A 16507-nucleotide genomic window follows, 5' to 3' on the forward strand; every position below is an offset into this window, starting at 1 on the left:
AAATATGGAAATTATCCCCACATGTACTAGTGTATAGGAAAAAATGAATTGAAATGAATTCAATAGCATATTTCAAAATGAAAACGATTGTTTGAAATATATAGCGAAGTTGAAAGTAATGAAATGTATCAGGTGTGCTTCTTCTAGTTTGAATGTTTCTGATTTGATAAGAATGAGATGTTTGAAATATCATCAAACATTTAGTATTCTTCATGACACCATTTTTCACAAGTCACAAACACCTTTGACATCTTGGTTTTATCTCATCTTTAGATGAATAAACACAAAGCATGGTATACCATCAACAGATGTTGCAAGGGAATTGGGTGTGACATATAAAACAGCTTGAAGAATGAATCATGAAATCAGAACTAGAATTTGGAATCAAGATGCAGGGTTCATTGATGATGGCACAGCACAGATGGATGAAATGTATCTTTCACATGTAGGTTTTAAAAAACAAGGAAGATCCTTGTTTTTTAAAACCTTGATTGTTGGAGTTTATGAGAAAACCAGCAACAAACTAATTGTGAAAGTATTGAAAAAAGCAGATGAGAAAAACCTTTTATGATTTGCATTGAAACACATTTCTACTGGGTGTTGTCTATTTATGGATTCTTGGAAGGGATATGGAAGTTTCAAAAACTTCTATCACAAACATGAAATCGTAAATCATGAAGTTGGGTATGTGTCATCAACAAGTGTAAACACAAACCAGATTGAATCTGCATGAAAACACATCCGACGAACTTTTCGAACACACATAAAAGTTTCAAAACACAATATTCATTTATATGCAAAAGAAGCTGCATATAAATTCAATAAGATACCTAGTTTTGAAACTATAATTTTGTGTTTGATTTAGATACATGTGGGGATAATTTCCTAGATAGGCTTTTATCTCCATTTATGTGATAAAATTTAAAAATAGTACATAAAGGGATAAAAGCCTAAAATATTACAAAAACTTGTAAAAGAAAGTAATAGTTTAAATAAAATAAAGGGGTAATAAAAAATATCAAAAAATATGGTTATTTAACTACTAAAATAGGTTTAATTGAAATCATAGTAGTTGCAGAACAAGTAGTAAAAGTTAGTTTCGTTAATACTCGTCAAGTTGCTAAGAATAGTAGTAATATAGTGGTATTTAATTGTTTAAAACAACTAGCAATGTATTTTGATAAAAAATTAAGTGATTTTAACTTACCAATAGCTTTAAAAGGAACTCCTTTTCAAGAATTAGTATGGAGTAAAACTTGTACTATTCAATTTGGGACAACTTTAACTTATCAAGAATTAGCGCAAAAAATAGGTTATCCAAAAGCAAGTAGGGCAGTGGGTTCGGCTTTAAGTAAAAATCCATTAGCAATTATTGTTCCTTGTCATCGTGTTGTTAATAAAAATAAGAATATTGTTAATTATCTTTATGTTGCCCATATTAAAAAATTTTTTATTAGCACAAGAAAGTAAATAAGGTATAAGATTATTTTTTATGATTGATTATCTTTTTTTGATTTTTAAAATTGTTAACAATTTTAACTACATAATTTTTAATATAGTAAACAGGATATCCTACTAACATAACAGCAATTAAAATTAGTGAATTTCATAATGCTCACATATTATTATTTTGTGTACCATAATAATACATTGCTAAAAATGATCCAACAATAGCAATTATTGCTCCTAAATAACCAATAATAATGAAAAAATAAAATCAAAAATTATTAAAAATCTTTTGGTAGTCTGGATGTTTGCGCCTTAAAAAGATAATGACTGAATTAACAATTAATTTTAAAAAACTAATAGCAATAATAAAGTAATTAGTTACTTCATACAATTGATTTCATAAAATATAAATTAAAGCAACAAATATTAATAGTAGCATAGCAGCTCATGGCATATTAGTTCTTTTAGTTGTTTTTTGAAAAAATTTAAACAAATCTTTTTCTTCACTCATTTTAAAAATTAAACGTGATTGATAAAGTAGAAATGCATTTAGTGAACCAACAAATAATAAAATTGCTAGTCCTGAAAAAATATAAGCTAAAACATGAGGAATATTAGGATTATTGATAATAGCATAATATCAAACGTTACTAAATCCATCATTTTTATCTAATCATGAAAATTGTTCATTAATAGTTAACAAAGCAATTAATAGTATTAAATATAAAAAAATAATTAGTCCAGTTGCAACAATTAAAGCTCAAAGTACATTTTTTCTTGGATTTTCTACTTCTTCAGTAACATAAGTTATTGCTTCAATTCCTGAATAGGCAAATAGTGTCATTGTTGTAGCTGGTAATAAAACATAAGTTGCGAGAAAAATTTTTGATAAATCTTTTTGAACTAGTTCACTATTAAAACTATCTGTATTGCCATAAATCATAGCAATAAATAAAACAAAAGTAATTGGTAATCCTTTTAAAATTGTAAAAATAATTTGTGTTTTTCCAGAACTATTTTTAATAAATATTTGGACTATAGTTAATACAAATAAAATTAAAATTCCAAATAATTTTATCAACCATTGGTTAGTAATATGAGCTAAAGTACCGATAATATTACCTAATGCTAAAGTAGCAGAAGCAACGGCAGTAGCACTAACCATTAAAACTAAAATCCATCCCAATCAAAACGAACAAGCCATTCAATTTGCTTTTTTTAATCAATAATAAGCACTTCCATTTCCCGGAAAAGAAATAGCAGTTTCTGCTAGTAATAACATTTCTGGCAAAATTAAAATACCGCCTAAAATTCAGGCACATATCATTAAAATCGGATTAAATCCACTTTGAAATGCTACTTGTCCAAATGAAATTAGTACTGATGATCCAACTGTGGCAGAAATTGCCATCATTAATATTACTCAAAACGAATACTTCTTTTTTAATTTCATGTCTTTTTCCTATCTCTATTTTTTTATTTCGTATGTATTGATAAAACTTTTTATTTTATTAATGTAAGTTTGATAAGCATTTGGTAAGGTTTCAATATGACCAATATTTTCCAAAAATAAATAATCATAATTTTTATAATGGAGTTTAACTTGATAATTATGAATGACATTAGCCATGAAAAATGGGACAAAATTATCTTTTTTACCGTTAATTAATAAAGTAGGAACTTGAAAACCTGTTTTTCTTTTTTTAATAAATCATATTCTAAAATATTTGTATTTTTAAATTTTTGATATCTTTTTGTTAAACCATTACTAATTAATCATCAAGTTTTTTTATAGCGATATTGCACGACATAACGAAATTGAACAAGTAGATTAGAGAATCCACAATCAGTAATTGCCCAGTTAATTAAATTGGTTACTTTATAATTAAATAAATAATGGCTTTTATCCCTTTATGTACTATTTTTAAATTTTATCACATAAATGGAGATAAAAGCCTATCTAGGAAATTATCCCCACATGTATCTAAATCAAACACAAAATTATAGTTTCAAAACTAGGTATCTTATTGAATTTATATGCAGCTTCTTTTGCATATAAATGAATATTGTGTTTTAAAACTTTTATTTGTGTTCGAAAAGTTCGTCGGATGTGTTTTCATGCAGATTCAATCTGGTTTGTGTTTACACCTGTTGATGACACATATCCAACTTCATGATTTACGATTTCATGTTTGTGATAGAAGTTTTTGAAACTTCCATATCCCTTCCAAGAATCCGTAAATAGACAACACCCAGTAGAAATGTGTTTCAATGCAAATCATAAAAGGTTTTTCTCATCTGCTTTTTTCAATACTTTCACAATTAGTTTGTTGCTGGTTTTCTCATAAACTCCAACAATCAAGGTTTTATTCAACAAGGAAGATCCTTGTTGAATAAAACCTACATGTGAAAGATACATTTCATCCATCTGTGCTGTGCCATCATCAATGAACCCTGCATCTTGATTCCAAATTCTAGTTCTGATTTCATGACCCATTCTTCAAGCTGTTTTATATGTCACACCCAATTCCCTTGCAACATCTGTTGATGGTATACCATGCTTTGTGTTTATTCATCTAAAGATGAGATAAAACCAAGATGTCAAAGGTGTTTGTGACTTGTGAAAAATGGTGTCATGAAGAATACTAAATGTTTGATGACATTTCAAACATCTTATTCTTCTCAAATCAGAAACATTCAAACTAGAAGAAGCACACCTGATACATTTCATTACTTTCAACTTCGCTATATATTTCAAACAATCGTTTTCATTTTGAAATATGCTATTGAATTCATTTCAATTCATTTTTTCCTATACACTAGTACATGTGGGGATAATTTCCTAAATAATAATTAATTGTTGATGCACCCATACTATTACCAATTAAACCAATACTGCTAACTTGATAATTATCTTTTATTCAATTAATTAAACAGTTAATATTTTCAGCACAAGTAAGACCAATGTCACTATATTGGCCATCAGTTTTACCGTGAGCAACACTATCAAAAGTTAAAATATTTTATCCTTCTTCATAAAATCATGAGACTAATCTTAATACTAAATATTAATTTTCTGTTCAACCATGAAAACCAATAACTCATTTATCACTTTTCTTTTTTTGAATGACATTTAGACAACTAATGTTTTGATTATTATCATTTTTAATGGTAAATTCTTGATAATTTTCTTTTTTTCAATCAATTGGATAGTCATATTTATTAAGATTTTTAATTTGACAATCATATTGATGATAATTAAAACTATTAATATCAACTGTTTGTTCGTTATTTATTTTAAATTTACCTTCTTTTTGATAAGAAAAGCAAAATTCTAAAAATTGTTTTTGATATTTTTTTGAATAAAAATAAACAAAAATAAATAATAGAATAACTAATAAAATTTTGCTAAAAGAATAACAAAATCTTTTATAAACAGTTAATAAAATTTTTTGATTCACAGATGTGTTGATTACTGTCATTTTTAAGCCTTTTCTAAACTACTAATTATTTTACGCTATCTTATCAAATGTTTAAAATATTAATGTATGTTAATTTAATTATTTTAAAATAATTAAATTAATAATTTTTTATAACTTAATTGTTTTTCAATTTTAATAATAATTTTTAATATTTAATTTTATTAATAATTGCTTTCTAGGAAAGTTTATTGTATAGTAATTTTTTCATTTTTAAACTTTAAGTGAGATTTATTTAAAATTGAAACAAAATAATATTTTCAATAATTTTCATTATTAATAAAAATAGTATACGAGAATTTTAATAAAAAGGAGGATACTTAAAAATGATAAATGAAAAAAATAAGACAGTAGAAGAAGATAGTTGAGAAAGTGTTACTACTGTTAATGTTGATGATAGCGACTGTCAAGCAAAAATGGAAAAATTAAATAAAAAATTACAAGAAACAGCTAATTAATTAGAAGAAATAAGTAGTCTTTATGCAAAATCAGTAAAAGAATCATTAGATAAATCAAAAAAATTAAAGAACTAGAAGATAAAATTGATGAATCGGAAGAACAATTAAAAGCATGTAGAGAAAAAAATAAAAAATTAGAAAGTTTTGAAGATAAAGTTAAAAAATTAGAAGAAGATTTAAAAGAATGTAAAGAAAAAAGAGAAGAACTAGAAGCACAGTTAAAAGAATGTAAAGCAAAAAGAGAAGAATTGGAAGAACAATTAAAAGATTGTCAAGAAAAAAATAAAAAATCAGATGAAAGTAAAGGACAATGAATTCCTGGTGAATATAAATGAATGCCTGTTGGATCAAAAATGCCAGAAGGTTGAGTAAAAGTAGATCTTGCTAAAGGTTTAACAATAGTTCATAGTGATAAAGAAGGACAAACATCAGGAAGTGTTGGAAAGCATAATCATACATTTTTAAATAATGGTCAGGTATGAACCACTCCTGCTTCAGCAAAACTAGTTTTTATTAATGAAAGAACTTCAGGATCATTAGGTTCTAAATATGTACCATTCTTAGGTAGTTATAATAATCTTTTGCGAACTAAAACAACTGCTGATACTGAAAAAGGCATCTCTAATACCGAGAATAATTTAGCTGCTGGAATATTTGCTGAACTTTGACAATATCAAGGAGAAAATAGTAGTAGTTAAAGTTAATAAAAAAGAAAGAAAAAAAATATGGAAATTATCCCCACATTTACTAGTGTGGAAGAAAAAATGAATTGAAATGAATTCAATAGCATATTTCAAAATGAAAATGATTGTTAGAAATATATAGCGAAGTTGAAAGTAATGAAATGTATCAGGTGTGCTTCTTCTAGTTTGAATGTTTCTGATTTGAGAAGAATAAGATGTTTGAAATGTCATCAAACATCTTATTATTCTTCATGACACCATTTTTCACAAGTCACAAACATCTTTGACATCTTGGTTTTATCTCATCTTTAGATGAATAAACACCAAACATGGTATACCATCAACAGATGTTGCAAGGGAATTGGGTGTGACATATAAAACAACTTGAAGAATGGGTCATGAAATCAGAACTAGAATTTGGAATCAAGATGTAGGGTTCATTGATGATGGCACAGCACAGATGAATGAAATGTATCTTTCACATGTAGGTTTTAAAAAAAAAAGGATCTTTCTTGTTGAATAAAACCTTGATTGTTGGAGTTTATGAGAAAACCAGCAACAAACTAATTGTGAAAGTATTGAAAAAAGCAGATGAGAAAAACCTTTTATGATTTGCATTGAAACACATTTCTACTGGGTGTTGTCTATTTACGGATTCTTGGAAGAGATATGGAAGTTTCAAAAACTTATATCACAAACATGAAATCGTAAATCATGAAGTTGGGTATGTGTCATCAACAGGTGTAAACACAAACCAGATTGAATCTGCATGAAAACACATCCGACGAACTTTCCGAACACACATAAAAGTTTCAAAACACAATATTCATTTATATGCAAATGAAGCTGCATATAAATTCAATAAGATACCTAGTTTTGAAACTATAATTTTGTGTTTGATTTAGATACATGTGGGGATAATTTCCTAGATAGGCTTTTATCTCCATTTATGTGATAAAATTTAAAAATAGTACATAAAGGGATAAAAGCCAAAAATAATATAAATAAAGTTAATGGATAAATTTATATAATTTAAGTAAATAAAATTATTCCAATTATTTTTTATTAGAAAAAAATATTGGAATATAACATTTTTTAGTAATAATTAATTCTATTTTTTAAATTTTATTATAAAATGAGCAATTGCTGTATTTCATTTTTGAATATATATTGTTCATTTTTTTTGTAATTTAAGTTTTTATATACTTTCTTTTGCAATAAATAATTTTAAAATTTTAAATATTGATTTAGATAATATTTTAAACTAATTATAATTGATATTAAAGTTAATTATATATAGTATATAATTAATTAGAAAAAGCATATAAGTGGAGGAATAAATGACAGATAATCAAAAATATATTACTGTTAAAGGTGCACGTGAACATAATTTAAAAAATGTTAATATTAAAATTCCAAAGTATAAGTTAGTAGTTATTACTGGTGTCTCAGGAAGTGGTAAATCATCATTAGCTTTTAATACAATTTATGCAGAAGGAAGGCGAAGATATGTTGAATCACTTTCAGCCTATGCTCGTCAATTTTTAGGAAACAGCGAAAAACCTGATGTTGATGCTATTGATGGTTTAGCACCAGCAATTTCTATTGATCAAAAAACTACAAGTAATAATCCTCGCAGTACTGTTGGTACTGTTACTGAAATTTATGATTATTTGCGTTTACTTTATGCACGAATTGGAATTCCTTATTGTAATAAGGGTCATGGTCCAATTAGCACACAAACTTTAAAAGAAATGGTTAATAAAATTAAAACGTTAGAAGATAATACTAATATTGAAATTTTAGCACCAGTTATTAATGCTAAAAAAGGTAGTCATCAAGATTTATTAGCAAAATTAAAACAAGAAAATTTTTTGCGAGTTAAAATTAATAATAAAATATATAGTTTAGATGAACCAATTGAATTGAATAAATCATTACGTCATGATATTGATATTGTTATTGATCGTATTAAATTTACCAATGATGATAATACTATTTCACGAATTCATGATGCTTTAGAAGTTGCTTTAAATCATAGTAATAGTTTAGCAAAGGTTATTTTATCGCAAACAAATGAAACGTGATTATTTTCTCAAAAATATGCTTGTAAAATTTGTGGATTTTCAATTCCCAGTTTAGAACCGCGTTTATTTTCTTTTAATGCACCAAGTGGAGCGTGTTTTGATTGTAAAGGCTTGGGAGTAAAATTAGAAGTTGACGAAGAATTATTAATGCCAGATTTAAAATTATCAATTAATGATGGTGGCATTGAGTATTATAAAAACTTAGTTGGTACTAGTAATTTAGAATGACAAAAATTAAAAGTTCTTTGTTATCATTATTTAATTGATTTGAATCATCCATTAAAAAATTTAACAAAAACACAACTTAATTATATTATGCGCGGTAGTGATGAAGCCATTACTTTCAGTATTACTTCGGCAAATGGTCGTAAATATCCTAATCATGATTATATTGAAGGCATTGCCACTTTAATTGAAAGACGTTTTTTAGAAACAACTAGTGATTTTGCCCGTGATTATTATCGTAAATTTATGAGTGAACGCACTTGTTTAACTTGTCAAGGAACAAGATTAAATGAATTTGCATTGGCAGTTAAAATTAAAGATGAAAATAATAAAGAAATGAATATTAGTCAGTATACTAATTTAGACATCGAAGAAAGTTTAACATTTATGTTAAATATTAAATTATTACCTTATCAACAAGAAATTGCTAAATTAATATTAGTAGAAATCATTAATCGTTTAAGTTTTTTAACTAATGTTGGTTTAGGTTATTTAAACTTATCGCGAATGGCACAAACTTTATCTGGTGGTGAATCACAACGAATTCGATTAGCAACTCAAATTGGTTCGCAATTAACGGGAGTATTGTATGTTCTTGATGAACCTTCAATTGGTTTACATCAACGTGATAATGTTAAGTTAATTGAAACTTTAAAACAAATGCGAGATCTTGATAATACATTATTAGTAGTAGAACACGATGAAGATACAATGTGAGCAGCAGATTGATTAATTGATATTGGTCCAAAAGCCGGAATTTATGGTGGTGAAGTAATTGCTGAAGGTACACCACAGCAAGTTGCTAATAATCTTAATTCAATTACTGGACAATATTTAAATGGTGAAAAATTTATTGTGTTACCTAAATCAAGAAGAAGTGGTAATGGTAAAGTTATTGAAATTCAAGAAGCACAAGCTAATAATTTACGTAAAATAAATGTTAAATTACCTTTAGGTAAATTTATTTGTGTTACTGGTGTTTCAGGAAGTGGTAAATCAACGCTTGTTAATGATATTTTATATACTAGTATTCAAAAGTATTTGGGTTTAAAGGGACAACGACCAGGAAAACATAAAGCAATAAAAGGGATTGAATTTATTGATAAAATTGTTGCTATTTCGCAAGAACCAATTGGCAGAACACCAAGGAGTAATTCCGCTACTTATACTTCAGTTTTTGATGATATTCGTGATTTATTTACACAAACACCAGAAGCAAAAATTAGAGGATATGCTAAAGGTAGATTTTCATTTAATGTACCAGGAGGAAGATGTGAACGTTGTTCTGGCGATGGTGTTATTAAAATTGCGATGCATTTTTTACCAGATGTTTATGTAACTTGCGAAATTTGTGAAGGAAAACGTTATAATAGTGAAACAATACAAGTTAAATATAAAGGTAAAAATATTTATGATGTACTAGAACTGCCTGTTGATTTAGCATTAACTTTTTTTGCTAATCATCCAAAAATCCATAAAAAATTAGCAATGATACAAGAAGTAGGATTAGGATACGTAAAATTAGGGCAACCCGCTACTGAATTATCTGGTGGTGAAGCACAAAGAGTGAAACTAGCTAAAGAATTACAAAAACGTGCTACTGGCAAAACTATGTATATTTTAGATGAACCAACTACTGGTTTACACGTTGATGATATTAAAAGGTTAATTGAAGTTTTAAATAAAATCGTTAATCATGGTGATACTGTTGTTGTAATTGAACATAACTTAGAAGTTATTAAAGTTGCTGATTACATTATTGATCTAGGACCTGAGGGTGGTAAATTTGGTGGTGAAATCATTGCTACAGGAACACCAGAACAAGTAATAACAAATCCTAAGTCTTATACTGGACAATATTTAAAAGCAGTTATTAATCGCGATTTGAATAGAAAATAATTAAAATATTTTCTGTAGTATTCTTGAATTTTAACAAAAGAAGTGGAGAAATAAAATGTCTTTAGAAGTAGTACCAAATTTAAAAGAAGTACTTATAAATTCAACTATACAAAATGTTAAAAGTAATATAATAAAGTTAAAAGATTTTTTTAGTACTTCTTCTAATATACAATACTTAGAGTATTGATTTATTTTTTTTGAAAAAGATTTTTTTTAAAAAAAATAAAAATAACGGAAAAACAGTATCAATGAATGCAAAAATTTTTAGTGAAAGTAAAAGATGAAGTATTTACTGATGAAAGAAAAAAACTTGAATTTCTTTTTTTTAAGTTTGAAAAAGAAAATTTTTTCCCATGAGATAAAGAACTAGAGTTTGAATTACTTGAATTTACTTTAATATGAAAAGAACAAAATCAGAAGGAAAAGAATAAACTTATTGATAAAATTACAGCATTAAAAATAGAATTAAATTGTAAATTAAGTAGTAAAAAATGAGAATTGAAAAAAAATTATATAAAATTAATAATCAACAAGAAATTATTTTAAATTTTCATAATAATAGTCTTAAAAAATTAGAAGTTTTTCAAAAACAGAAAACAAGTAAGATTTTTAAATTTAAAAGTAAATTAGTTAAGTTTTTAACTTTTGGTTATTATAATTTTGAAATAAGATTAGTTAATAGAATAGAATGTGAAAAAGTTGTTTTAAATAATCAAAAAGAGCAACTTTATAAAATTGGATTAAAAATTTGTAATATTAAAAAAAGTTTAAATAAAGTTGAAATAAAAATTAGAAAAAAAGACAAAGACTTAATTTATTTAAAGAAAATATTGTCTCTCTTGTTAAGGAAATAAATTCAATTAATGTACAAAATATTGAAATTTCAACAAACAATAGATTAATAACACAATTATAGTTATTCTTTTTATTTATTTGTAATCTAAAACTGGAGAAAATATATCCATTTATATGATAAAATTTTATTTATATATATAGACACGAAAGGATTTGTCACTTTGGAAAAAAGAGTATATTTTTTAAAGTTTAATAAAAAAATTCTTAAAATGGACTTAATAAGTTTTGGAACTGGTCTAATAGGTATTTGTTTGGGAATTTTAAGTATTTTAGCATTACAACCTTTTTGAGATAATGATAAAGCATCACTTTGAATAACTGTTGTTGCATCTTTTTTTGATATTACTAGTTTTACTTTAGCTTTTCTATCTTTTTTCTTAATGTTCCGTTTAATTAGATTAAAGAAAACTTTGATAAAACAAAATATGAAATTATATCGAAAAGATCAATTTAGTATTTCGCTTGATTTTATTAGTTTTTGTTTAGGTATTATTGGAACAAGTTGCGAAATTATTAGTGTTATTGTGCTTTTACCTCAATTTAATGATAATAAAGTTTTTTCATATCAAATTACTATTGTTGCTGTTGTTTTAAATATTATTAGTTGTATTACTTGTTTAATGTCAACATTAATTACTATTAATATTATTAAAAATTATAAACAAAGAGGAAATTCTATTATTTAAATATAATAATTTCCGCTTTTAGCATAATTATTTTTTGTACTATGACAAGTTAAATCAATTATGTTAAGATATTTTCAGTTTAAGTTTATGTTAGAAGGAGAAGTTATGAATAATAATGAAAAAATAAAAGGTAACTTTTATGTTCTGGGAGATAGTTTATCAGACACAGGAGCATTAGTAAGTGGTTTTACAGCTCTTTTTAAGCATTTAAAAATACCTAAAATAGTTAAAATGTTGCCACCATTTTATAAAAATTCTTTTTCTAATGGTCCTGTGGCAGCAAAAATTATTGCCGATTATTTGCATATAAATTTAACTTCTGCTTGAAGATTTGACCTTTTTTTATTTGCTGATGAGCAAATTGGTAATAATTATGCAGTTAGTGGAACTTTAGCTAGTAGAAAAAAGAATTAACAGTAGAAAACTTTGTTATTAATCATTTTGATATTACTCATCAAGTAGATGCTTTAATTAGTCAGCATCATATTAATATTAATGATATAATTTTAGTTGACTTTGGTGGTAATGATATTTTATATGCTTTTAAACAATCATTATTAAAGGACCAAGAAGAAATTATTAATAAAGCAGTTGAGTTAATAAAAAATGCTTTAACTAAATTGATAAATAAAGGTGCTCAACATATTTTATTATGTAATGTGCCTAATATTAGTATTATCCCTTTATTTAAAAATAAAGAAAAAGATAAGGAACGTATTTTAAATTTAACTACTAATTTTAATAAAATGTTAGATGGTTTTATTGAAGAATTAAATAAAAATAAAAAAAATATTATTAAATATGATATGTTTGCAGCAATAACAAACGCTATTAATAAGTTTAAAAACTTGAATATTAATAACAATATTATTGATGCAGCAGTTACTACTGATTTTAGTAAAATAATTAATAATGGTATTATTGTTCCTCATTTCAATGAAGGTGTTAATGAAGAAAATATTAATAAGGCTTTTATCTCCATTTATGTGATAAAATTTAAAAATAGTACATAAAGGGATAAAAGCCTAAATTATTTAGATACTAAAGAAGTAGAAATAACTTATTTTAAAAGATATACAATTATAGATTTAGATAATGATAAAGAATTAAAATATTTTGATATACTTGCTTGTGCTAAAAATACAGATATAGCAAAAGCAAAAGGTAGTGCAGAAACTTATGCTTATAGATATTTTTTAATGAATTTACTTTTATTAAGTGAAGATGAACTTGACCCAGATAATGATAATGTTAATTTAATTACAAATAATAATAAACAACAAAGTTATAGTAATAATATAAAAATGTCTAATGAAAAATGAGAACCAAGTGAAAAACAATTAGATTATTTTGAAAAATATATGATTACAAATACAGTTTTATTTGATGAATGTATAAGAGAAGATATGGAAAGATTAAATCCAAGTAATAATAAAGATTTTTTAATATTAATGGGTGAAAATTATTTAAAAGTATTATTTGATAAATTTAAAGAAATTCGTGAAATATTTAAGAATTTAAAAAATAATAATAAAAGTGAATATAGAAATTATGAATAATTATTTACTTTCAATTGACCCATCAATAAAAAAATACTGGATTTACATTATGAGAAAATAAAAAACCAATATGAATAAATAGTTATAGTTTTAAAAATTATAATTATGATTGAGAAAAAATACAAAAACAAATAAGTTATTTAATTGATATGAATGAATATGATTTATTAATGGAACGTGGTACTTTTCATTCAAAAAATAGTATTGGTTATTAAACTCAAGAACGTTTACGTGGTTTTATTGCAGGAAGATTTAATAAATTATTAACAAAAAATATGTTAATAAGTCCTTCTTCATGAAAGAAATGATATATAGATAATAATATTACTAATATTTCTTTAAAAAATTGAAATAAAAAAATAAGTGAAGATATATGTTTTTATTTAAATGAAAAATATGAATGAAATATTAATATTAATAATCATGATGAAGCAGATAGTTTATTAATTAGTTGATATTATTTAAATAAGGAGTAAATAATTAATGCAAAAACAAAAACAAGAAAAAGTATTGTTAAAGATTGTAATAGTCATGTATTAGTTACTTTAAAAACTTTAGATATAGAAAATAGTACAGAACAATTTTTTAATATGTGTTATTTTCATAAAAAACAATTTAAAAATAAAGCAAAAGAAATTAAAGAATATTATAAAAAAGTTTAAATAAGTATAAAAAAAATAATGGTGTATAAAAAATTTATAAAACTTAATATAAGTTTTTAACTCATTGCTTTATTTAAAAAAGTAAATTGGTTTTTTATGTTTAAAATAAAGAGGTATAAAATTATGAAATATTTTAATCCAAGTTATTAATTTAAATTGTGAGTATTATCTGCACCATTATTTAATGATAAAACACAAGGTATTAATGCTAAGTCAATTGATAATAAAAAGATTAAAGATTGAGTTAGTAAAAATACCAGTTTAAAATCAATAAATCAAGAAATTAATTTTACAAAATCAAGTAATAATTATCAACCATATAGTTTAAATGAAACAAATCAAAATATTAATCCAATTTATCAAACAGAACTAGAAACAAGTACACATAAACATCGTCATAAAAAAAATAGAAACAGACATAAAAGACAACCTAATCCAAATCGAAGAGCAATTTTTCAATTAACTGAACAATTAACTATTGATAGTAATAATCGCCAACAATATAGAAATAGTTTTCAATCAGTTCTTCACTCATTAGTAAATAATAATATATTAAGAGTTTTTTTTGATAATACCGAAAATACAAATTGAGGAGAAATTAATAGAATATTTACTTTAAATACTCAAAATTATGGTTATTTTCGGCTTCCAATTGTAATTAGATGACAACAAAATACACAAAGTATTGAAAATAATTTAGAATTAGTTTTAAGAACCGATAATTTATATATTCAAGGTTTTATAGTTACTGAAAGAGGTTATCATATAGGAGAAATGTCTACTTATTATCATTTTAATTTTGAGAATATTAATCCAAATATGCAACCTAGAGCTGTTCAAGATGGAACAGTTCCACATTTAATAAACATTGATGGAATGCAAAATAGACAGTTAACTGGAATTAGTCCAGATTATATAGATATGATTCCAACTCAAAATAACAATATTAATTGAAATAGTATTGTTAATGCTTTTATAGTATTAACTAATGATATTAATGTTTCTGAAGAGCATAGTTTAGGAAACTTAGCCAGATCTTTGGGACAAGTTGTTTTTATGACTGCAGAAGCAATAAGATTTCCAGATATTTATGCCCGTATTGTAACACATTTAGTTAATAAAGATGAAAATTTAGAATTTAACCGAAGAAGTGAAATTTATAGAATTTTAGTTAGTTGAAGTCAAAGATCAAGAAATAATCGTCTTCAACAAAGACTAATAGAATCTGTTGATAATATTAATAATCGATACTGAAATGGTTTCACAATGTTAGACCTTACAAAAGAATTAAATTCACCGTCAGTTCAAGTTTTACTTGGCTATATTAATTTTAGATTAAGAAATAATGGACGAGATGTAAATTGTCGTAGAGGAAAAAGAGAAATAAAAAATACTTATTGACATGAAAAATTTTGTGATTTAAAACCACAAATTGATAAAATTCAAGGAAAAATAACTACAATAAAAATTTTAGATGAAAAAGTTGGTGGTAAAGGTTTAAATTTAAAAGCAGGAGATATTTATATTGGTACAGATAATGGAGTATATTTAATTCATGGAGAAAGAATTGATAAAATTGAAGAATTAAACTTTCCGGTAGAAAATATTATATTAGATAATAACGGAAACGCTTATGTAACAAATAATATGGGAATAATTTACACTTTTACTAAATATTATGGTTTTGATAATAGATGAGGTATTAGAAAAACGGGAACTATCAATACTGGAAATAAAGTAAATATTATCAAATGTATGAATGAAGAACATGATGAAGGTAGTCATATTGTTAAAGGAGCATTGTATATTGGTACTGAAAACGGTGTTTATTTTATAAATAGTGATAAAGTGTATAATGATGATCCATATACTGAAAGATTTGATAATTTAAATTTTCCAATAAAAGATATAATTTTAGACCACAAAGGTAGTGCTTACGTTATTAACAATGCAAGAAAACTATTTCGTTTAAATTTGTTTGGATGAGGTCACACAAAAATTGATAAAGATAATTTTAAAGTAAATATTGTAAAAGTAGTAACTCATACTGATGATAAAGATCATGTAGTTAACAAAGCAATATATATTGGTACTGAAAATGGTGTTTATTTTGTAAATGGTGATCAAGTATTTAAAGATAACCCAGATATTAGTAGATTTGATAATCTAAATTTTCCAATAGTTAATATTGAACTTGATGGTCATGGTAGTGCTTTTGTAACAAATAATATAGGTGAAAAATATCATTTACATTTCATAGGATGAAGTAATGATAAAGTAGAAAAGAATAGAAAGAAAAGAGAAATATCTGTTATAGATGATTTAGAAGAAAACAATGAATTACAAAACACATTAAAATGAAACAAAAATATTACCAATTTTATTAATCATGAACAACATTTACCAATTGATAATAAAACAAATTTTGTTACAAATAATGTAACAAGTTTATAAAAATATAAATA

General features: G+C 24.8%; 19 protein-coding genes. 16 read left to right on the forward strand and 3 right to left on the reverse strand.

Translation table 4 applies throughout. The features are described from left to right. Nucleotides 1–43 precede the first annotated feature (43 nt). Nucleotides 44–865: an IS1595 family transposase gene (locus AC6I4F_RS01345; protein WP_497874039.1), complete on the forward strand. Its 822-nt coding sequence runs from the start codon at nucleotides 44–46 to the stop codon at nucleotides 863–865. Nucleotides 866–1035: 170 nt separating this feature from the next. Next, entirely contained in the window at nucleotides 1036–1470 is a 435-nt protein-coding gene (locus AC6I4F_RS01350; RefSeq protein ID WP_497874637.1) for a methylated-DNA--[protein]-cysteine S-methyltransferase, read from the forward strand. A 13-nt stretch (nucleotides 1471–1483) separates the two neighbouring features. Here AC6I4F_RS01350 and AC6I4F_RS01355 read toward each other — a convergent pair whose 3' ends face one another. The 3 genes from AC6I4F_RS01355 to AC6I4F_RS01365 all read right to left on the reverse strand — a co-directional run bounded on the left by AC6I4F_RS01355 (nucleotide 1484) and on the right by AC6I4F_RS01365 (nucleotide 4910). Then, nucleotides 1484–2902 (reverse strand): APC family permease, encoded by a 1419-nt coding sequence (locus tag AC6I4F_RS01355; RefSeq protein ID WP_497874040.1) that lies wholly within the window; start codon nucleotides 2900–2902, stop codon nucleotides 1484–1486. A gap of 531 nt (nucleotides 2903–3433) precedes the next feature. Then, a complete protein-coding gene (locus AC6I4F_RS01360; protein ID WP_497874041.1) occupies nucleotides 3434–4255 on the reverse strand; it encodes an IS1595 family transposase in 822 nt (273 codons plus the stop codon). Nucleotides 4256–4517: 262 nt separating this feature from the next. After that, nucleotides 4518–4910: a hypothetical protein gene (locus tag AC6I4F_RS01365; protein ID WP_497874805.1), complete on the reverse strand. Its 393-nt coding sequence runs from the start codon at nucleotides 4908–4910 to the stop codon at nucleotides 4518–4520. A 344-nt stretch (nucleotides 4911–5254) separates the two neighbouring features. On the opposite strand from AC6I4F_RS01365, the gene AC6I4F_RS01370 reads away from it, so the two are divergent. The 14 genes from AC6I4F_RS01370 (at nucleotide 5255) to AC6I4F_RS01435 (ending at nucleotide 16496) form a co-directional block, all read left to right on the forward strand. Beyond that, complete coding sequence (locus tag AC6I4F_RS01370) at nucleotides 5255–5386, forward strand: hypothetical protein (protein ID WP_497874043.1); 132 nt, start codon at nucleotides 5255–5257, stop codon at nucleotides 5384–5386. Between the two features lie 248 nt (nucleotides 5387–5634). Next, nucleotides 5635–6084, forward strand: a complete 450-nt coding sequence (locus tag AC6I4F_RS01375; protein ID WP_497874044.1) for a hypothetical protein — start codon at nucleotides 5635–5637, stop codon at nucleotides 6082–6084. A 132-nt stretch (nucleotides 6085–6216) separates the two neighbouring features. Then, the gene (locus tag AC6I4F_RS01380) at nucleotides 6217–6381 is read left to right on the forward strand and encodes a hypothetical protein (RefSeq protein WP_497874045.1); all 165 of its coding nucleotides are present in this window, start codon (nucleotides 6217–6219) and stop codon (nucleotides 6379–6381) included. Further along, nucleotides 6353–6592 (forward strand): hypothetical protein, encoded by a 240-nt coding sequence (locus AC6I4F_RS01385; RefSeq protein WP_497874046.1) that lies wholly within the window; start codon nucleotides 6353–6355, stop codon nucleotides 6590–6592. The genes AC6I4F_RS01380 and AC6I4F_RS01385 overlap by 29 nt, the downstream gene beginning before the upstream one ends. Next, the gene (locus AC6I4F_RS01390; protein ID WP_497873632.1) at nucleotides 6585–6974 is read left to right on the forward strand and encodes a transposase; all 390 of its coding nucleotides are present in this window, start codon (nucleotides 6585–6587) and stop codon (nucleotides 6972–6974) included. The genes AC6I4F_RS01385 and AC6I4F_RS01390 overlap by 8 nt, the downstream gene beginning before the upstream one ends. A 435-nt stretch (nucleotides 6975–7409) precedes the next feature. Further along, a complete protein-coding gene (gene uvrA, locus AC6I4F_RS01395) occupies nucleotides 7410–10280 on the forward strand; it encodes an excinuclease ABC subunit UvrA (RefSeq protein ID WP_497874047.1) in 2871 nt (956 codons plus the stop codon). Nucleotides 10281–10335: 55 nt separating this feature from the next. Beyond that, nucleotides 10336–10497 carry a hypothetical protein gene (locus AC6I4F_RS01400; RefSeq protein WP_497874048.1) on the forward strand — a complete coding sequence of 54 codons (162 nt, stop codon included), beginning with the start codon at nucleotides 10336–10338 and terminating at the stop codon, nucleotides 10495–10497. A 35-nt stretch (nucleotides 10498–10532) separates the two neighbouring features. Beyond that, entirely contained in the window at nucleotides 10533–10826 is a 294-nt protein-coding gene (locus tag AC6I4F_RS01405) for a hypothetical protein (RefSeq protein ID WP_497874049.1), read from the forward strand. A gap of 560 nt (nucleotides 10827–11386) precedes the next feature. After that, nucleotides 11387–11821, forward strand: coding sequence for a hypothetical protein (locus AC6I4F_RS01410; protein WP_497874050.1), 435 nt, complete (start codon nucleotides 11387–11389; stop codon nucleotides 11819–11821). 105 nt (nucleotides 11822–11926) lie between these two features. Beyond that, entirely contained in the window at nucleotides 11927–12235 is a 309-nt protein-coding gene (locus tag AC6I4F_RS01415; RefSeq protein ID WP_497874051.1) for a hypothetical protein, read from the forward strand. Between the two features lie 32 nt (nucleotides 12236–12267). Beyond that, nucleotides 12268–12834, forward strand: a complete 567-nt coding sequence (locus AC6I4F_RS01420) for an SGNH/GDSL hydrolase family protein (RefSeq protein WP_497874638.1) — start codon at nucleotides 12268–12270, stop codon at nucleotides 12832–12834. A gap of 42 nt (nucleotides 12835–12876) precedes the next feature. Then, nucleotides 12877–13380, forward strand: a complete 504-nt coding sequence (locus AC6I4F_RS01425; RefSeq protein ID WP_497874639.1) for an ERF family protein — start codon at nucleotides 12877–12879, stop codon at nucleotides 13378–13380. 275 nt (nucleotides 13381–13655) lie between these two features. Further along, a complete protein-coding gene (locus AC6I4F_RS01430; RefSeq protein ID WP_497874052.1) occupies nucleotides 13656–13856 on the forward strand; it encodes a hypothetical protein in 201 nt (66 codons plus the stop codon). Nucleotides 13857–14198: 342 nt separating this feature from the next. Continuing rightward, nucleotides 14199–16496, forward strand: a complete 2298-nt coding sequence (locus AC6I4F_RS01435) for a ribosome-inactivating family protein (RefSeq protein WP_497874053.1) — start codon at nucleotides 14199–14201, stop codon at nucleotides 16494–16496. The last annotated feature ends 11 nt before the right edge of the window (nucleotides 16497–16507 follow it).

The organism is Spiroplasma ixodetis, assembly GCF_059729505.1.